This window comes from Listeria sp. MAN/IMW/UF464 (genome assembly GCF_058683955.1).
The window spans coordinates 848,058-866,822 of sequence record NZ_JBZWZP010000001.1 but is presented as its reverse complement, the minus strand read 5'-3'; the positions used below and the strand labels follow the sequence as shown (position 1 = coordinate 866,822).

20 protein-coding genes and 1 riboswitch are annotated in these 18,765 nt (G+C 37.4%); of the genes, 13 read left to right on the top strand and 7 right to left on the bottom strand.

Annotated elements, in window-relative coordinates:
- Positions 1-59 precede the first annotated feature (59 nt).
- The 3 genes from AC4PG0_RS04395 to AC4PG0_RS04385 all read right to left on the bottom strand — a co-directional run bounded on the left by AC4PG0_RS04395 (position 60) and on the right by AC4PG0_RS04385 (position 2,355).
- The gene (locus AC4PG0_RS04395) at positions 60-701 is read right to left on the bottom strand and encodes an NAD(P)-dependent oxidoreductase (protein WP_033533262.1); all 642 of its coding nucleotides are present in this window, start codon (positions 699-701) and stop codon (positions 60-62) included.
- A gap of 87 nt (positions 702-788) precedes the next feature.
- Positions 789-1,715: an EamA family transporter RarD gene (gene rarD / locus AC4PG0_RS04390; protein ID WP_003761131.1), complete on the bottom strand. Its 927-nt coding sequence runs from the start codon at positions 1,713-1,715 to the stop codon at positions 789-791.
- Between the two features lie 109 nt (positions 1,716-1,824).
- Complete coding sequence (locus AC4PG0_RS04385) at positions 1,825-2,355, bottom strand: YceI family protein (RefSeq protein ID WP_003761132.1); 531 nt, start codon at positions 2,353-2,355, stop codon at positions 1,825-1,827.
- A gap of 254 nt (positions 2,356-2,609) precedes the next feature.
- Here AC4PG0_RS04385 and AC4PG0_RS04380 point away from each other — a divergent pair, with 254 nt between their 5' ends.
- On the top strand, positions 2,610-3,071 hold the full coding sequence (locus AC4PG0_RS04380) for a MarR family winged helix-turn-helix transcriptional regulator (RefSeq protein ID WP_010990610.1): 462 nt from the start codon (positions 2,610-2,612) through the stop codon (positions 3,069-3,071).
- 51 nt (positions 3,072-3,122) lie between these two features.
- Here the strand turns inward: AC4PG0_RS04380 and AC4PG0_RS04375 are convergent, their stop codons facing one another.
- Together AC4PG0_RS04375 and ytvA are read right to left on the bottom strand one after the other, a co-directional pair.
- Positions 3,123-4,583 carry an amino acid permease gene (locus AC4PG0_RS04375; protein WP_003761134.1) on the bottom strand — a complete coding sequence of 487 codons (1,461 nt, stop codon included), beginning with the start codon at positions 4,581-4,583 and terminating at the stop codon, positions 3,123-3,125.
- 91 nt (positions 4,584-4,674) lie between these two features.
- Positions 4,675-4,872: riboswitch (Lysine riboswitch) on the bottom strand.
- Positions 4,873-4,940: 68 nt separating this feature from the next.
- Positions 4,941-5,702, bottom strand: coding sequence for a YtvA family blue-light photoreceptor (gene ytvA, locus AC4PG0_RS04370; protein WP_003761135.1), 762 nt, complete (start codon positions 5,700-5,702; stop codon positions 4,941-4,943).
- Between the two features lie 152 nt (positions 5,703-5,854).
- On the opposite strand from ytvA, the gene AC4PG0_RS04365 reads away from it, so the two are divergent.
- From AC4PG0_RS04365 to AC4PG0_RS04330, 8 genes are all read left to right on the top strand, one after another.
- On the top strand, positions 5,855-6,205 hold the full coding sequence (locus AC4PG0_RS04365) for an iron-sulfur cluster biosynthesis family protein (RefSeq protein ID WP_492167402.1): 351 nt from the start codon (positions 5,855-5,857) through the stop codon (positions 6,203-6,205).
- Positions 6,206-6,355: 150 nt separating this feature from the next.
- The gene (locus AC4PG0_RS04360; protein WP_033533260.1) at positions 6,356-6,994 is read left to right on the top strand and encodes a GTP pyrophosphokinase; all 639 of its coding nucleotides are present in this window, start codon (positions 6,356-6,358) and stop codon (positions 6,992-6,994) included.
- A gap of 129 nt (positions 6,995-7,123) precedes the next feature.
- Entirely contained in the window at positions 7,124-9,172 is a 2,049-nt protein-coding gene (locus tag AC4PG0_RS04355) for a Na+/H+ antiporter (RefSeq protein ID WP_492167403.1), read from the top strand.
- Between the two features lie 209 nt (positions 9,173-9,381).
- Positions 9,382-9,924: a helix-turn-helix domain-containing protein gene (locus tag AC4PG0_RS04350; RefSeq protein ID WP_003761140.1), complete on the top strand. Its 543-nt coding sequence runs from the start codon at positions 9,382-9,384 to the stop codon at positions 9,922-9,924.
- Between the two features lie 15 nt (positions 9,925-9,939).
- Entirely contained in the window at positions 9,940-11,034 is a 1,095-nt protein-coding gene (locus AC4PG0_RS04345; protein WP_003765964.1) for an ABC transporter ATP-binding protein, read from the top strand.
- Positions 11,034-11,843 carry an ABC transporter permease gene (locus tag AC4PG0_RS04340; protein WP_003765965.1) on the top strand — a complete coding sequence of 270 codons (810 nt, stop codon included), beginning with the start codon at positions 11,034-11,036 and terminating at the stop codon, positions 11,841-11,843. Before AC4PG0_RS04345 ends, AC4PG0_RS04340 begins: the two co-directional genes overlap by 1 nt.
- Positions 11,840-12,646: an ABC transporter permease gene (locus AC4PG0_RS04335; protein WP_003721373.1), complete on the top strand. Its 807-nt coding sequence runs from the start codon at positions 11,840-11,842 to the stop codon at positions 12,644-12,646. Before AC4PG0_RS04340 ends, AC4PG0_RS04335 begins: the two co-directional genes overlap by 4 nt.
- Positions 12,643-13,716, top strand: a complete 1,074-nt coding sequence (locus AC4PG0_RS04330; RefSeq protein WP_003726405.1) for an ABC transporter substrate-binding protein — start codon at positions 12,643-12,645, stop codon at positions 13,714-13,716. The genes AC4PG0_RS04335 and AC4PG0_RS04330 overlap by 4 nt, the downstream gene beginning before the upstream one ends.
- A 60-nt stretch (positions 13,717-13,776) precedes the next feature.
- Here AC4PG0_RS04330 and AC4PG0_RS04325 read toward each other — a convergent pair whose 3' ends face one another.
- Both AC4PG0_RS04325 and AC4PG0_RS04320 read right to left on the bottom strand, forming a co-directional pair.
- Positions 13,777-14,550, bottom strand: a complete 774-nt coding sequence (locus AC4PG0_RS04325; RefSeq protein ID WP_492167404.1) for an SDR family NAD(P)-dependent oxidoreductase — start codon at positions 14,548-14,550, stop codon at positions 13,777-13,779.
- Between the two features lie 84 nt (positions 14,551-14,634).
- Positions 14,635-15,006 carry a MerR family transcriptional regulator gene (locus tag AC4PG0_RS04320; RefSeq protein WP_203573668.1) on the bottom strand — a complete coding sequence of 124 codons (372 nt, stop codon included), beginning with the start codon at positions 15,004-15,006 and terminating at the stop codon, positions 14,635-14,637.
- A gap of 316 nt (positions 15,007-15,322) precedes the next feature.
- Between AC4PG0_RS04320 and AC4PG0_RS04315 the strand changes: the two genes are divergently transcribed.
- The 4 genes from AC4PG0_RS04315 (at position 15,323) to AC4PG0_RS04300 (ending at position 18,658) form a co-directional block, all read left to right on the top strand.
- Positions 15,323-16,024: a carbonic anhydrase gene (locus AC4PG0_RS04315; RefSeq protein ID WP_492167405.1), complete on the top strand. Its 702-nt coding sequence runs from the start codon at positions 15,323-15,325 to the stop codon at positions 16,022-16,024.
- A 67-nt stretch (positions 16,025-16,091) separates the two neighbouring features.
- The gene (locus tag AC4PG0_RS04310; protein WP_010990620.1) at positions 16,092-16,634 is read left to right on the top strand and encodes an HD domain-containing protein; all 543 of its coding nucleotides are present in this window, start codon (positions 16,092-16,094) and stop codon (positions 16,632-16,634) included.
- Positions 16,635-16,771: 137 nt separating this feature from the next.
- Positions 16,772-17,644, top strand: coding sequence for an ROK family protein (locus tag AC4PG0_RS04305; protein WP_003761157.1), 873 nt, complete (start codon positions 16,772-16,774; stop codon positions 17,642-17,644).
- Positions 17,645-17,728: 84 nt separating this feature from the next.
- On the top strand, positions 17,729-18,658 hold the full coding sequence (locus tag AC4PG0_RS04300) for a nitronate monooxygenase (RefSeq protein ID WP_070038016.1): 930 nt from the start codon (positions 17,729-17,731) through the stop codon (positions 18,656-18,658).
- Positions 18,659-18,765 lie beyond the last annotated feature (107 nt).

Below are 18,765 nucleotides of genomic sequence, written 5' to 3'. Positions count from 1 at the left end.
GGGAGTATTATTTCGGATGAAAAAGTCGAAGGAAGCGTTTTGCTCCTTCGACTTTCGTGTTATTTTCCAGCCACTGTAAATCGTTCATTTAAGTGGTTTGGTCGCTCAATCTCATCTAAAACGGCGATAGCATAATCTTCCATACTGATAAAACTATTACCATCACTACCAAATAAAAGATGATCTTTCCCTGATTGATATTCGCCAGTGCGTTCACCTGGCTCAAACATGGCAGAAGGGCTAATGTAAGTCCAACTAAACTCAGCCTTATTTGCTTTTAAATGTTCCAACTGTTTTGCTTGAGCACGAGCAGTTGGATAGTACGGCGCCTCTCTAAGTCCTTTTGATTCTAAAAGGGTATTACCATCTTCATCAATTTGAAGACTTGCTGCCCCGCCAACGACAATTAGGCGCGGAGATACAGTTCCATTTAAAACAGAAATTAGATGATCAAGCGAATCCACATGTTTTTCTGCGTCATCCGGGCTGACCCCGTAAGCATCAACGACTACATTTTGATCGGATAAATCTGAAAGCGTTAAATCAAAAATATCTTTTTGTAAAATATTAATATCCTTATGCGTTTGCGTTATTTTCCCGGCATTTCTAACTATAGCTGTTACTTCGTGGCCACGACTTTTTGCTTCTTCTAAAATTCTCGAACCAGCTCGACCCGTAGCGCCAATAATACCAATTTTCATGAAAAAAGCCCCCTATTCATTTTTATGGAATAGTTTCTCGCTTGATAGAAGAATTATTCCCGAAAGAGGGGACCGGAAAACATTTTTTTATGATTGTTCTTTTGCAGCGGTTGCTAATTGTTTGATTTTTGCTGCGGAATAAATGTGTGAAATCGTGAAAATAATGAGTGCTAACCAAATGAACATGAAGGCAAATAATTGGATGTGGTCAAAACTTTCTTTGAAAAGTAAGACACCAAGAGCAAGCATTAACGTAGGTCCAATATATTGCAAGAAGCCGACCATTGTATAGCTGATTTTCTTCGCAGCTGTCGCAAATAAAAGTAGTGGAATAGCGGTAACAATCCCAGCGCCAACTAAAATAATATTTGTTTGCGCGGCATACTGCATTAATCCATTCGTCGCGAAAAAGAGTACATAAATGAGTGCGAATGGCGTAATAATCATCGTTTCAAGTGTTAAACCAGTCCATACGGAAACGGAAACGACTTTTTTAATCAATCCATAAAGGGAAAAGGAAACAGCCATACCGATTGCAGCCCAAGGAACGGACCCAAGATGCCATGTGAGAATTAAGACGCCAATTGTTGCCGAGATAACTGCAATAATCTCACCGCGACTCAATCGTTCTTTTAAAATCACCGTTGCAAGAAGTACATTTACAAGTGGATTTATATAGTAACCAAGACTTGCTTCGGTCACATGCCCGCTATTCACTGTGTAAATGAATAAATACCAGTTTCCAGTAACTAAAAAAGCTGCCGCAATAATGGCGATAAGCGTTTTCGGTTTAAGCAAAACGTCCTTTGTTTCTTGAAAAACCATCGAAGTCTTTCGTAAACAAACAATCAAAAATAGCATAAAAATAAAAGACCATATAATTCGATAGGCCAAAATCTCCATAGGAGGGACATTTGTGGCAAGCTTCCAGTAAATCGGAAGGACACCCCAAAATACATATGCGAGAGCTCCGGCGATAATTCCACCTAGCTGCCCATTTTGTTTATTTTCCATAGCGATGTTAGCCTCCTTTTTTAAAAACAATAGAACTATTTTATCCTAAAAGGGAGAATAAAGCTACAAAAAAAACCACGAATAGGCTAGCTACTCGTAGTTTCAGTAATTATTTACTTGCTTCAATTTGGATGTTTAATTTTACTTCGTCACCGATAAGTACGCCACCAGTTTCTAATGCAGCATTGTAATTTAGGCCAAAGTCTTTACGGTTGAATTTACCTTTTGCTTCAAAGCCAGCTACCATGTTACCAGTGTTTGGATCTTTTCCAGTACCTTCATAGCTTACTTCAAGTGTAAGAGGTTTAGTTACGTCGCGAATCGTTAAATCACCAGTCACTTCGTATTCATCATCGCCATCTGCTGTGATTTTTGTTGCTGTAAAAGTAACGTTTGGATATTTTTCTACATTAAAGAAATCTTCACTTTTTAGATGACCATCGCGTTGTGCTTGGCGAGTATCTACAGAAGCTGCTGATACAGAGAAGTTTAATTTTGCTGTTGTTAAATCTTCTGGATCCATTTCAATATCTGCTGTGAAATCGCTAAATGCACCTTTTACTTTTGATACCATCATGTGTTTTACTTGAAATTCGATTGAACTATGCGCTGGGTCTACGTTCCATTTTTCTACTGTCATTTTTTCATTCCTCCAAATATGTTTTTTATAAAAGCATTCTCTTATAATCTAGCCTAAATTGTTTGATATTAAACCTTAGAAAAAATACTTTTACACGTTAGAAAAGCAATTGCTTAACTGTTTATAAGTAAACTATATCATACTTACTTTTAATAAGCAACTATAAAAACGTATTAGAAATATATTTTTTTCGTAAATATGATTGAGTTTTTCTAATAAAGTGCGTAGAATAGGTGGTAAGAGGAGGTTGAATGATGGAAAAAATTAATACAGATACAGAAAATATTAGTGAATTATTAAAAACTTATTGGTCAATACAGCGGATTTCAGCGGGATATGCCGATCAAAATGCGGCTAGCTTAGGACTAACAATTCAGCAACTTGCGATGATTAATGTGATTTATAGCACACCTGGCATTTCGGTAGCGGATTTAACGAAACGATTAATAATTACTGGAAGTTCTGCCGCGGCTAATGTGGACGGGTTAATTAGCTTAGGCCTTGTTGTAAAATTAAACAAAACAATCCCAACTGATAATATGGATTTAACACTAAAGCTTTCAAAAAAAGGAGAAGACTTATCCAAGCGCTCCACTGCAAACGCTTTTATGTACAAAGCGATGATGAAAGTATTTGAAAATTTGACCGAAGAAGAAATAGAAGAATTAATCCGCTTAAATAAAAAAGTAGAAACCTTACTCAAAAAGAGTAAATAAAAACATCTCCTGTATCATTCAAGTAAAAATGAATGAACAAGAGATGTTTTTTTATTTTTGATCAAATTTGCAGTCTTCCAGTGGAATGACTTTTGTTTTATTTGTAAATTTAAATGATAACCAGAAGATAAGGAAAATAGGGAGGCCGATATAAGAAATACCGATTTTTTGCCACCAAGCAGGATTCGTAAATTCTGGTTTTAAAAATGCCGCGTAATCTTGACCGACAATAACTAAAATACATAAGATTAAAGCTAAAATCGGACCAAAAGGGAAAAATTTGGCTTTATATTTTAGTTCGTTCAAATCATGGCCTTGCTTAATGAAAGCTTTACGGAATCGGTAATGGCTAATAGCGATGCCGACCCAAGCGATAAATCCGGTTAAACCAGAGGCAGAAAGGAGCCATGTATAAATCACTGTCCCATTTTCGGTAAGCGTAGTAATGAATGTCATCGCACCAACAATGGTTGTCACAATAAGTGCAGCCATCGGGATACCACGACGGTTTACTTTGCCTAGGAATTTAGGAGCTTTTTTGTCGCGAGCCATTGCCCAAAGCATTCTTGTGGAAGCGTAAAGACCTGAATTACCCGCGGATAGAACGGAAGTCAAGATAACCGCGTTCATTACCGAAGCCGCAAAAGCTAGCCCAGCCTTTTCAAATACCAGCGTAAATGGACTAATCGCCACATCTGTTGCCTCAGCGCTCAGTAAATTCGGATTAGTATAAGGAATAATCATCCCGATAATGAAAATCGCAAAAATATAAAATAACAAAATCCGCCAGAAAACTTGCTTAATCGCTTTAGGAACACTTTTTTCTGGAGTAGCACTTTCACCAGCTGCAATCCCAACCATTTCAGTCCCTTGGAAAGAAAATCCAGCAATCAAGAATGTACCTAATATCGCGAAAAATCCACCTTTAAATGGTGCATCTCCTGCTGTAAAGTTAGAAAAGCCAATCACTTCGCCGCCAAGAATACCAACAATTGTCAGCACACCGACGATAAGAAAAATAATAACAGTCGCTACTTTAATAATCGAGAACCAGTACTCTGACTCCCCGTAAGCTTTTACCGATAGGGCATTTAAACCGAAAATCAAGAGTAAGAAAATCGCACTCCAGAGCCAAGCAGGCGTATTCGGCAACCAAAATTGAACAATAATCGCCGCTGTTGAAATATCGACCGCAAGCGTGATCGCCCAGTTAAACCAATAGTTCCAACCGAGTGCAAAACCAAAAGCTGGATCAACAAAACGACTAGCATACGTACTAAATGAGCCGGAAACAGGCATGTAGGTAGCCATTTCACCTAAGCTTGTCATTAAAAAGTACACCATAATGCCAATTGCAATATAAGCAACTAGCGCTCCACCAGGCCCAGCAGTATGAATCGCATTTCCACTTGCTAAAAATAATCCGGTTCCGATTGAACCACCAATTGCTATCATGGATAGATGCCTTGTCTTTAAGTCACGACGAATCTCGCCATGTGTTTCTTTTTTCACTATAAATCTCCCTTTCTATTATCAGAGGAAGTGCGCAAAAAAACAGCCAATCTGCAAGAAATTGGCTGTTACGTATTTTACCAACATCATTTTGTCAGATAGCACACCTATAAGAAATTTCGACAAATTCTTATAGCAGTCCAGCTCCTTTAGGAAACTGTCCCAACAACTATTTCGATACAAAGAGAAAATAGTCACTTCGGCGATCAACCTGTTCGTTTTTTGTCATTGGCGTCTTTGTTTCGCCTCGAAAAAATTACTAGTGCATCTCGCAACCTCTACCTCACCATTTGGATGAGGGTTTATATTTGATTATTTACCCATAATAACGGAAAATGGGTTGTTTTGCAATATGTTTTAGTAAAATTGTAGTGCTTCTTTGATTGTGCTATAAGTAGTTAAACTAGATAGATTTTCTTGGTAGCGCATTAAAGTCATCGCAAATTTAGGTGAAATCCCCGTAATAATTAGTTCCACACCTGTGAGCTTCATAAAGCCATGGAACTTCACAAGATTCATTACAGCGTCTTCATTAAAATCAGCAAGACCAGAAAGATCCATAATTAAGTAATCTTCTTTCCCATTATCCATGTATTCGCTGACATAATCGGACATGTGCTGAAACCGGTCGTGGGTCAAGGAACCAATTAGCGGCAGCACACAAATATTTTCCTTAATGGGAACGATTGGCGTGGATAGTTTTTCAATTTCCCATAACGATTTTTCAAGTTCAAGTTGATAATTATGCTCGGTCGTCACATCTTTTTGAATACCGACAAAATATAGATGGTCATTATCATCATAAATCGGTTCAATTGTCAGCTCATTCATAAATGAAGTGCCATTTTTCCTGTAATTTTTTAGTAGAACGTTCGCAGTTGATTTTTCGTTAATGGCATGACGGATTTTCGCAACTTCCTCTTTGTCAGTATCATCTCCTTGCAAAAAGTGACAATTAGAGCCAATAGCTTCTTCTTTAGTATAGCCAGTAATATTTTCAAAGCCTGTGTTCACAAAAATAATCGGATTGTTTTTTTGCTCAGGATCTGTAATAATTACTCCTACACTAGACAAATTTAATGCTTTCAAAATAACATCGAATTTTGGATAAGCGCTCATCTGCGTGTTTCTCCCCCTTTGTAAATACATACCTATCATAACACGCAAAGGAATGAAAACCCAATGTCTAATTTGTGAAATAAATCGAAAGTAAGCAACTCACGCGAAATCTTAGTAACTCAGGTGTATAATAGAGTTAGAGGTGATTGGTTATGTATATAACATTTACAGATAGCGCCATAAATCGGCTAAATGCGCTTCGTTCAAATCTTTCCGGTCAGTTGCATTTATACTACGATACAGAAGGGTGTTCCTGTGAAAACAGTGGTATATTTACCCTTCGATTAGTAGCAGAGAAAACTCCTGAAGATGATATAATAGATTCAAATATCGATCCTGTATTAATTAAGCGCTGGACGGAAATATTTCTAGAAGATGCGTTAACGATCGATTATAATGACACAGAAAAAACGCTGGTATTAAAAAGTGATGGACAGTATTATAATCGTAATTTGTTGCTTGTGACAGATAACGATAAAGTAATTAGTTGTCCAATTAGTTAAATAGCGAGTTAGCCTAGAATAAATTTTATTCTAGGCTTTTTTATGAAAATTTCATGAGAATGTGGTGAAACTTTCGACATATAGTTACGCTGGCTTCTGATTTGTAGTAACATGGAATAGGAAGTTTATACATATGGAAGGAGTGTCATCATGGAACAACCATCAGTAGACGAACTAAAGCATTGGCGAAATGTTATGCTTCTTCACCGTTTTGCTCTAGAAGAAGTGAACACGAAACTTAAAATATTGAATGAAGAATTTCAATTTATTCACGACTATAATCCAATGGAACACTTGAAATCACGGGTCAAATCACTCGAAAGTATAGGGGCAAAACTGGAAAAGAAAAATGTGGATATTACACCAGAAAATGCACTTAAATATGTACACGATATTGCGGGAATTCGTATTACCTGTTCTTTTGTATCCGATATTTTTCGTATTCATGAAATGCTTGCCGGCCAAAGTGATATAACGATTAAACGAGTAAAAGATTATGTGACTAACCCAAAACCGAATGGCTACCGGAGTTTACATTTATTATGTGAAGTGCCAGTTTTCTTAACAAATCGTTCGGAAAAAATGACGGTAGAAATTCAAATTCGAACGGTTGCAATGGATTTTTGGGCAAGTTTAGAACATAAAATTTATTATAAATATCAACAAGAAGCGCCAGAAGAATTAGTAAAAGAATTACAAGACGCCGCAAGAATCATTACCCATTTAGATGAAAAAATGAAAAATTTAAATGATCAAATTGATCAATATAAGAATGAAAAAGAAAAGTAACTTAATCTAACAGCTTTGTTTCTTTGTAAAGTGAGCAAATACAAAGGAGCAGGGCTGTTTTATATTTGCGAGATAGTTTATTTTGCTTCATAATAATATAGGAGAATAAACGAAAGGGGACGATACATATTGGAGATATTTTTATATGTTTTAGCATTACTTGTAGCTATTTTTATTTCTAATTTGCTTAATCGGTTTGTTCCCTTTGTTTCGGTGCCGTTAATTCAAATCGGACTTGGTGTAATTATCGCTATTATGCCAATTACGTTTGATTTACAACTCAATCCAGAACTTTTTCTTGTAATGTTTATTGCACCCTTGCTATTTAATGATGGCAGACAGACGGATAAAGCGGCACTTTGGGGAATGCGGATGCCGATTTTAGTATTAGCGCTCGGTCTTGTGTTTGCGACGGTTGTTGTGATTGGTTACTTTGTCCACTGGATGATTCCAACCGTTCCACTTGCAGCAGCTTTTGCTCTTGCAGCGGCTCTTGCGCCAACTGATGCTGTAGCCGTTAGTTCACTTTCTGGGCGGATTAATTTGCCAAAACGGATTATGAATTTACTAGAAGGAGAAGCGCTAATTAATGATGCTTCAGGACTAGTTGCTTTCCAATTTGCGATTGCTGCGATGGTGACAGGCGTATTTAGTTTAATGGATGCGAGTATTAGCTTTTTTATTATCGCGATTGGTGGTATTTTAGTAGGGCTCGTTTTAAGTTGGTTAAAATTCCGATTGTTAAAATGGGTTCGCGGTCTTGGGATGGAAGATGTTACTTTTCACATGCTTATCCAAATTTTAACGCCATTTATTATTTATTTAGCGGCAGAGGAGTTACACGTTTCAGGAATTTTAGCGGTGGTTGCAGCCGGGATTATGCATTCAATGGAACAAAAGAAAATGGATCCACAATTAGTTAAATTAAATGTTGTTTCGCAAAGTACTTGGTCGGTTATTATTTTTGTTTTAAATGGCTTAGTGTTTTTACTGCTTGGTACGCAACTTCCTGCGATTACCGAGGTAGTATGGAATGATTCCGGTAGTAGCAATTTACAAGTAATTGCTTATATACTTTCTATCACAGCAGCCTTGATTTTACTGCGCTTCTTATGGGTTTACATATCATGGAGCATTGGCGCAAAACAAAGGCAAAAACAGAATAAAAAGACACAGCTACCTAAATTTAGACCAGTTGTGCTCACATCGCTTTCTGGTGTTCGCGGGGCAGTTACGCTTGCCAGTGCGCTCGCAATTCCGTTTTTCTTAGATGACGGATCACTATTTCCGCAGCGCTCACTGATTATCTTTATAGCGTCAGGTGTTATTCTGTGTACGCTAGTTATTGCGACGTTTATCTTACCTTTACTAGCAAAAAGTGAAGAAGTGACAACGGAAGATGAACGAGCTGAAATTGCGACACGGATTCGGATACTTCGAAATGTCATTAGAGAATTGAAAGAACAGACTTTACCAGAAACGAAAGCCGCAACAGATGAAGTAATTGAAGATTACCGCAGACGGATTTATGATTTACAGCAAAATAATATTTCGAATCGAGGCATGGATGAAAGAGAACGGGCGAAACGATTAGAAATTATCCAGTGGGAACGTGAAAACACCAAAAAAATGACCGATGAAGGACGCATTGTTGCTACAGATAGCTATCGTTATCAACACTATCTTAATATGATGGAACAAGCGATTAAACAGCGCTTCCGAACAAAAATAAAAACAGCATGGATGTTCCTTTATCGTCTAATAATGCTTATCATTCACCCGAAAAAATGGGGTAGAATCACCCATAAAGTGAAAAAAGGTATTTCTAAAGATAGCGAACGATTCCAAGCAATTCGCCAACTACGAGAAGAAAATGAAATACTCATTATTTCTAAACTCAAAGAACAATTAACGAAAGAAAATGCTGATATTATTGGACCGTTAATTACGGAACACACTATTTCCTTAGAACGCGTGAGAAAAGAGCACAGTCCGAGAGGTAAGCGAGCAAAATTCGAACAGAAAAAACGCGAAGTCCAAGTAGTGGCTTTCCAATTAGAACGTGATATTATTCAGAATATGTTTGAAAAAGGCGGGATCTCAAGGGAATTAGCCCGTGACTTACGCCAAAATCTCAACATGATTGAAACGTATTTATATGATGACTTTTTAGAATAAGAGAAGACCTTAAGGACAATGCAACGTTCTTAAGGTTTTTTTGTTTTAAAATGATTTATCTATCGTAGAAAAAAATCAAAAAAACTATTGTCCATGGTAAGGCTTTGTTGTATAATGTAGCTTGCTGTAAGTAAACTTTGTGTTTAATATTGGTAAACTTCTATGACTTGAGGTTTACTATCACTAAACTTGAAAGAAAGGACATAGACATGGATATTGGCAAACGCATAAAAAATCTTAGGCTCAGTAAGAATTTGACACAAGAAGAATTAGGCGAACGAACGGATTTGACGAAGGGATATATTTCTCAACTAGAGCGAGATTTAAGTTCTCCTTCTATCGAAACGTTATTTGCTATTTTGGAAGTGTTAGGTTCTACTCCGAAAGATTTCTTTGATGAAGAAGAACATAATCAAAAAGTAATATACGGAGAACTAGAGCATACTTTCTTTGAAGATGAAGAAAAAGGTTACAGAATTAAGTGGCTTGTTCCAGAATCAAATGAAAAAGAAATGGAACCCGTTCTACTTGAAATAGAAGCAAACAGTTGTTTTAAAAGCTTTGAACCATCACTTTCAGAAACTTTTGCTTACGTGCTAAAAGGGGAAGTGACCGTGCTGCTTGGTCGAAATGAGTATGTGGCTAAAAAAGGAGAAGCAATTTATTTCCACGCCGCAGATGAACATCAAATTATTAATCGATCAACGGAACAAGCGACACTCATCTTAGTTGCGACAGAGTCATATTTATAAGGGAGGTAAATGATTGTGACAGAAACAATTATTCGTTTTGAAAATGTAACAAAACAATTTGATAATGATCCACCAGTGCTTGACAATGTCAGCTTTGAAATAGAAAAAGGGAAGTTTTATACTTTGCTCGGCCCATCTGGTTGCGGGAAAACAACCATTTTGCGCTTAATTGCCGGATTTTTAGAAGCTTCAGAAGGACAAATTTACTTAGGGGATAAGGTAATTAACCAAATTCCAGCCAATAAACGTCCTGTAAATACCGTTTTCCAAGATTATGCGTTATTTCCACATTTAAACGTGTATGAAAATGTGGCTTTTGGACTGCGGATTAAAAAGCTAAAAAAAGACGCAATCGATAAAAAAGTACAAGAAGCACTGCGCTTTGTTAACTTAAAAGGCTACGAAAAAAGAGAAATTAGCGAAATGTCTGGCGGACAAAGACAACGTGTCGCAATCGCGCGGGCAATCGTCAATGAACCAGAAGTTATTTTGCTTGATGAACCACTGTCAGCGCTTGATTTAAAGCTACGTACCGAAATGCAATATGAGTTGCGCGATTTGCAAAAACGGCTTGGGATTACGTTTATTTTTGTGACACATGACCAAGAAGAAGCACTTGCGATGAGCGATGAAATTTTTGTATTAAATAAAGGCGAAATTCAACAAAGCGGTACGCCGATTGATATTTACGACGAGCCGATTAATAAGTTCGTTGCTGATTTTATTGGAGAATCCAACATTGTTAATGGCAAAATGATACAAGATTTCGAAGTGGAATTTGTGGAAAGACGTTTTGAATGTGTCGACCAAGGTTTCCGTCCAAATGAAGTCGTTGAAGTAGTTATTCGTCCGGAAGATCTAGAGATTACTTCGGCTGAAAAAGGAAAACTTCAAGTAACCGTTGATTGGATGCTATTCCGCGGTGTTCATTATGAAGTTGGTTGTATTGATATTGATGGAAATGAATGGCTTGTTCACACAACGAGAAAAGTTCGTGTGGGTGATAAGATTGGCTTAGCGTTTGAACCAGAGGCAATTCATGTTATGCGTCTTGGGGAAACGGAGGAAGAATTCGATAAGCGGCTTGATAGCTACGATGAGGTGCAGTAATGAATAGACGCACTCGTACAGTTTATCTTGTTCCTTATGTTCTTTGGATTTTACTTTTTGTTGTTGCACCGATTTTATTAATTGTTTATTATTCTTTTTTTGATGTAGATGGCAATTTTACTGTAGATAATTATATTCATTTTTTCACCCCTGTCTATTTAAAAATGACGGCGAGTTCGTTCTGGTATGCGTTTTTAATTACGGTTTTCACACTGCTGATTTCCTATCCAACTGCATACTTATTAACGAAACTAAAACATAAACAATTGTGGTTGCTACTCATTATTTTACCGACTTGGATCAATTTGCTGCTTAAAGCGTATGCCTTTATTGGGATTTTTGGAACGTACGGGGCGGCGAATCAATTTTTGGAAATACTTGGAATTGGCTCGAAACAGATTTTATTTACGGATTTTAGTTTCTTATTTGTATCGACCTATATTTTTATTCCGTTTATGATATTACCGATTTTTAATGCAATTGAGGAAATTAACCCAACGTTGATTCAAGCGTCACGCGATTTAGGCGCATCGAGTATGACGACATTTAGACGGGTGATTTTTCCACTCACTGCTGACGGCGTGAAATCTGGGTGCCAGGCTGTTTTTATTCCAGCGCTATCACTCTTTATGATTACGCGATTAATTGCAGGGAACCGTGTCATTACGCTCGGAACAGCGATTGAAGAACATTTCCTAGTAACGCAAGACTGGGGAATGGGTTCGACAATTGGCGTATTTTTAATTATTGCGATGATTTTAATTATGTTCCTAACTGGTTCGAAAAAGAAAAGAGGTGCGCGTAAATGAAGAAAAGTAAATGGGGTACGATTTATTTAGTGCTTGTTTTTGTGATTTTATATGCACCAATTTTCTATTTGATTTTTTACTCGTTTAATAAAGGTGGCACAATGCACAATTTTAGTGGCTTTACGCTTGGTTATTATAAAGAAGTTTTCCAAGATACGCGCCTACTAATTATTGTTTTAAATACGTTTGTAATTGCGCTGCTTTCTTCGGTGATTGCAACTATTATTGGAGTTTGCGGGGCGCTGGCGATTAAATTTATGCCAAAACCATTTGCGAAAAACTCACTTTTAAGTTTGAATAATGTGTTGATTGTTAGCCCGGACGTAATTATTGGTGCTAGTTTCTTGATTTTCTTTACGATTTTAGGCGTAAAATTAGGTTTTATTTCCGTCCTAGTTTCGCATATTGCTTTTAGTATTCCGATTGTCGTATTGATGATTTTGCCGAAATTGCAAGAAATGAGTCCGACGTTGATGGATGCCGCGCGCGACTTAGGAGCAAGCCAGTGGCAAGTTCTTTCAAAAGTTATTTTGCCGTATATTATGCCGGGAGTTTTAGCTGGATTTTTCATGGCATTAACTTACTCGCTAGATGATTTTGCGGTAACATTTTTTGTAACTGGAAATGGCTTCTCGACATTGGCCGTGGAAATTTATTCCCGAGCTAGACAAGGGATTTCGCTTTCTATCAATGCTTTGTCGACACTGATTTTCCTGTTTACGATTATTCTCGTGATCGGTTATTACTTTATCAACCAACGTAATACAAGTAAAAATATTCGGACGGGGGCGACGAAAGAATGAAGCAACTGCTGAAAATTTTTGTACCAGTCATTGTCGTCGCACTCCTAATGATGCTACTTGCAACGACGATGAACCGCTCTGAGGGCTACGCTGGGAGTAATACGCTGACTATTTATAACTGGGGCGATTACATTGATCCATCGCTCATTACTAAATTTGAAAAAGAAACTGGCATCAAGGTTATTTACCAAACATTTGATTCTAATGAAGCGATGATGACGAAAATTGAACAAGGTGGAACGACCTTTGATATTGCGGTGCCAAGTGATTACGCGATTAGTAAAATGAAAGAAGAAAATTTGCTGATTCCGCTTGATCATTCCAAACTACCAAATGAAAAATACCTTGATCCGCGTTTTATGGACTTGTCGTTTGATGACGATAATAAATATTCGATGCCATATTTCTGGGGAACGCTTGGCATTATTTATAATAAAGAAATGTTCCCAGATAAAAATTTCGATACGTGGAATGCGTTATTTGATCCTGAGTTGAAGAACCAAATCTTGCTGATTGACGGGGCTCGTGAAGTGATGGGACTTGGGCTGAATAGTCTCGGTTACTCACTGAACGATACGAATAAAGCCCACCTACAAGCTGCCAGAGACAAGCTAGAAACGATGACGCCGAATGTCAAAGCGATTGTTGGCGATGAGATTAAACTTCTCATGGCGGACAATGAAGCGGGTGTCGCGGTTACTTTCTCCGGAGAAGCAGCAGAAATGCTAAGTGAAAATGAAGATTTAGAATATGTTATTCCAAAAGACGGCTCCAATTTATGGTTCGATAACATGGTCATCCCAAAAACGGCGAAAAATGTCGATGGCGCGCATAAATTTATTAACTTCATGTTAAAACCAGAAAATGCTGCAATTAACGCTGAATATGTCGGCTATGCAACACCAAATGAAAAAGCCGTCAAATTGTTACCAAAAGAAATTTCGAGTGACGAACGTTTTTATCCGGATATGGACGAATTAAATAATTTAGAAGTATATGATAATCTCGGTAAACGAATGCTGTCGTATTATAATGAATTGTTTTTGGAGTTTAAGATGTACCGGAAATAAAGCTTCATCTCAAACAAAAAGACTCTTGTATTCTAATACAAGAGTCTTTTTTACGGTTCCTTATTTTTGATTAGAAGAGGCTTGATTTGCGTATGAAAACAAATTTTCAGTCAAAGTAAATGAGAATGCTTTCCTATCAATCATGCCGACAATTTTGTCGCTGTCATACAAATCCAATAAAAATTGGGCCATTTCATCACTTGTATGATAATTATTAAATTTTTTGTCATAGTCATATTCGCTTACATCATTTGCTTTTTGCCCAAATTCGGTTTTGGTGGCAGCTGGTGCTAATACTTTTGCTTGAAGTGGAGAACCGCTTTCTCGTAATTCCAAACTTAGTGCTTCAGTAAAGGAACTAACATAGAATTTACTAGCACAATAAGTTGTTGCAGTAGGAACCATCGTATAGCCACCTGCTGAAGAAACATTAATTAGTTGTGTACCTGATTGGTCATGATACTTTCTAACATACAAGACCGATAAAACTGTTAATGCTTCAATATTCAAATGAAGAAGCTGTAAAGTCTTAGTTAGGTTCTGGTTTTTAACTTCACTATAATATCCTAGACCAGCATTATTTACCCACGTTTCAATGAAATAAAGGTCCAATTCAGAAAATAATTTCTCTAAACGGTCTATTTTTGTTAAATCAATCGCTTTGATTAGGACTTCAACTTCGGGTACTTCCTTTTCAATCTCGTTTTTCAACTTCACCAAATTAGCTACTCTTCTGGCAATTAAGATTAGATTTTTTTTGCGTTTTGCAAACCCTTTAGCTGCAGCATAGCCAATACCTGAACTTGCACCTGTGATGACAACATATTTTTTCATGACAATTCCTCCTAGCATTTTAGTATGAATCAACTATAAATGCTGGAGTTAACACCATGTCAACTCTTCTTATACGAGCAAAAATTATTTAATATCTCGTTCACTCAACATTTCCTTATAAATATCTATTTTATTTAGTAGAAACTGGGTATATAGCTCAATTTCTTCCCTTTTCTCAACTAAAATATCGTATTGCCTATATAACAAAGTCATTCGTTGCTCGATGGTTTGATCTCCTAGATACCGAAGTTTTGCATATTCCTTAATATTTTTAATTGGCATGCCTGTCTGTTTTAATTTTTTTATGAAATTAATCCAAGTAATATCCGAACTATCATAAATTCTACGGTTGATCTCATTTCTTTTTGGTAAAATTAGTTTTTCTTTTTCATAATATCGTAATGTATCAATTGATAAACCGACTTCTTTTGAAAATGCACCAATTGTGTAATTCACGAGTAATCATCTCCTCTTTTAAATGGATATGGTGTTAACTCCAGCATACTACATAAAAAGGGGTGGGGGAAGGATGAGTGAAACGAATACGATTTTTACTGAATATCGTTCTAGAGGAAAATTATCAACATATATTATATAATGTTGTAAACTGAATATTTCTTGTTTATGACGGACTGGAAATAAAGCTATCCGTATTTTTTTCACCGGTTCACGCGAGAGTCACAACACGAACATTAAGCATATAACTTGTGAAATAGATCAGCTATCCGCTAAAATAATGTTACGCAATTTTTTTCGAAAAGGAGAAATGGTTATGACTAAGGAGAAAGTGTTATGGGGTTACGATGAAAAGACTGGGCCAGAAATGTGGGGGCATATCTGCTCTGACTTTGAAATCGCACATACTGGGAAAGCACAATCACCAGTAAATATTGAACAAGCTGACGTTGTAAAATTAAAACCGTCAACAATGAAATTTTACTATAAAGAAACAGACTATACGATTAGAAGAATTGAACAATCGGTGCATGTTTTTCCGCATGATAAAGAACAAGGGTTACGCTTTAACGGCGAGTATTATCCGCTTGTATCATTCCATGCACATATTCCGGCTGAGCATTTGCTTGACGGTTATGTATATCCGATTGAATGGCATTTTGTTCATGAAAAACCAGACGGCACAACGCTTGTAATGAGTGCTTGGATGGAAATTGATAATACAAACAATGTCGAATTCAAAGATTTACCAACCTATTTCCCAGAAGTGTTCGCTGATTTTGAAACAGAACTGGAAATCACTTTGGATGTAAATGAATTTATGCCAGAAGAGCGTGTTTTCTATACATACCAAGGTTCACGGACGACACCACCAACCGTGGAAGGCGTGACTTGGATCGTGTTGAAAAATGCGAAGACGCTTGGCCAAGAAGATTTTACTGAATTTGAAAAAGCAATTGGTAATACAAGCCGACCAGTACAAGATTTAAATGGTCGTGAAATTACTTTTTACAATTAAAAAACTAGAAAGCCTCGCTCGAATCTTGTATAGTATAGACATAGATTTTGAGTGGAGGCTTCTTTTTATGTATGAAAAAGCGAGACAGATGATGATCGAAGCGCATAGTGGCCAAGTTCGCAAAATTACTGGCGAGCCTTATTTTTCGCACCCTTTAAATGTAGCGAGAATTTTACGTCGCGCTGGCTTTCGCGAAGAAGTTGTTGTCGCGGGGTTGTTACATGATGCTGTTGAAGATACGGAGATGACTGATGCCGATATTCGCGCAACATTTGGTGACGAAGTAGCAGATTTAGTAGCTTCTCATACAGAAAATAAAACATTATCTTGGGAAGAACGAAAAGCCCATACGATTGAACAAGTCCGCACTGGTAGCCTAGAAGAAAAAGCGTTAATCGTGGCGGATAAACTAGATAATTTAACCTCCGTCAAATATGCCTTAAGCTCAGAAGGCAAGTCTGTCTGGGGCTATTTTAAACGCGGCTATGAATTGCAAAAATGGTATAACGAAGGGATTAAAAATAATATGGAATACGGGTTAAATCCATCTGACGTTCCTAGTTTCTTTGATGAATACGCGCGACTTGTGAAGTGGATTTTTAAGAAGTAAAATTTTGTATCAAAATATCTGTTAAATTAGGTATTAAGAATTAAAATGATAAGTTTTTAGAAAATAAGTTTCTTTTTCCAGAAAACTATTGTAAAATGAAAGCGTTATAAAACTTACGAGAAGGGAAGTTTTTTTGAATGGTTTATGGAGCAATTGAAGCAGGCGGAACTAAATTTGTTGTAGCAATTGGTGAAAAGTCAGGGAAAATTATTAAACGCGAGAGCTATCCGACAACGGAACCTGCAGAAACAATGAAAGCAGTCATTCAATTTTTTAAACAATATCAAGATGAATTAAAAGCAATTGGAATCGGCTCTTTTGGACCGATTGATATTCAAAAAAGTAGTGCTACATATGGTTATATTACCCAAACGCCAAAACTAGCGTGGCGTAATTATGATATTGTGGGCGCAATGAAAAAAGAATTTAATGTGCCAATTGGCTTTACTACCGACGTTAATGCAGCAGCTTTAGGAGAAGTAAGCCTAGGAGCAGCGGCAGGTTTAGACAGTTGTATTTATTTGACTATCGGCACTGGAATCGGTGGTGGTGCAGTTGTTTCTGGTAAAATCTTAGAAGGTTTCTCCCACCCAGAAATGGGGCATATTATGGTGCGCCGTCATAAGCGCGATCGTTTCACAGGCAGCTGCCCGAGTCATAGTGACTGTTTAGAAGGTCTCGCAGCTGGTGGGGCGATAGAAAAACGTTGGGGTCAAAAAGCAGCAGAACTTGCGGATAATGAAGAAGTGTGGAATTTAGAGGCGCATTATATTGCTCAAGCTTTAATGAATTACACGCTTATTTTATCTCCAGAAAGAATTGTTTTAGGTGGAGGCGTCATGAAACAACGCCAACTTTTCCCACTTGTCCGTCAAAAATTAAAAGCACTCGTTAATAACTATGTTCAGCTACCGGATTTAGATGAATATATTGTTCCTCCAAAGTTAGAAGATGACGCTGGAATTACTGGCTGTGTCTTGCTCGCTGTGGATGCGGAAGAGTCCAATTAATGGCGAAAAACAGCTCTAGTTTATAGGGCTGTTTTTTGATATACTAAATTGTGATAAAACAAACAAGAACGCAGGAGGAAAAAGATGTCGATTACGAACTTATTAAATATTAAATATCCAATTATCCAAGGTGCAATGGCTCAAATTGCCAAAGCTCCACTTGTAGCCGCTGTGTCTAATGCAGGCGGTTTAGGAATTATCGCTTCTGGCGGAATGACTGCCGACATGCTACGCGAAGAAATCCAAAAAACAAAAGCACTGACAGATAAACCATTTGGCGTCAACTTAATGCTAATGATGACAAATATTGCTGAATTAACCGAAGTAATTATAGAAGAAAAAGTGGGAATCGTTACAACTGGAGCGGGAACGCCGAAAACATTTATGCCAATTTGGAAAGAAGCTGGAATTATCGTGATTCCTGTTGTTCCATCTGTCATGATTGCTAAACGTATGGAAAAAATGGGCGCAGATGCAGTTATCGCAGAAGGAACAGAAGCGGGTGGACACGTTGGCGAAACAACAACAATGGCGCTCTTACCTCAAATCGTGGATGCTGTAACTATTCCAGTCATTGGCGCAGGTGGAATTGCCGACGGTCGCGGAATCGCTGCAGCTCTAGCTCTAGGTGCAAAAGGTGTCCAAATCGGAACACGCTTCCTAGCAACCGATGAATGCCCAGTACACCCCGATTTCAAAGCAGCCGTTATTAAAGCTTCCGACCGCGACACAATGGTTACCGGACGAAAAGCTGGCGCACCAGTTCGCTCAATTAAAAATAAAATGATCAAAGAATACATTCGTTTAGAAGAAGAAAACGCCGATCGCGACACATTAGAAGAGTTAACTTTAGGCTCTTTACGAAAAGCAGTACAAGAAGGCGACACAGACAACGGCTCCGTCATGGCCGGTCAAATCGCTGGCTTAATTACAGAAATCAAACCTTGTAAAGATGTTATTGAAGAGATGATGACAGATGCTAAGAATGTGATTGCTGGGTTAGAATTAAATTAATGTTTTAAACTGCTTTCTTTTGAAGCGTTTGAGTAAAATAGCTTCGATAGATTCCTTAATATTGGATTTTTAGTAAGTCATAAAAAGCCGTGCCAGTTCACTCAGTG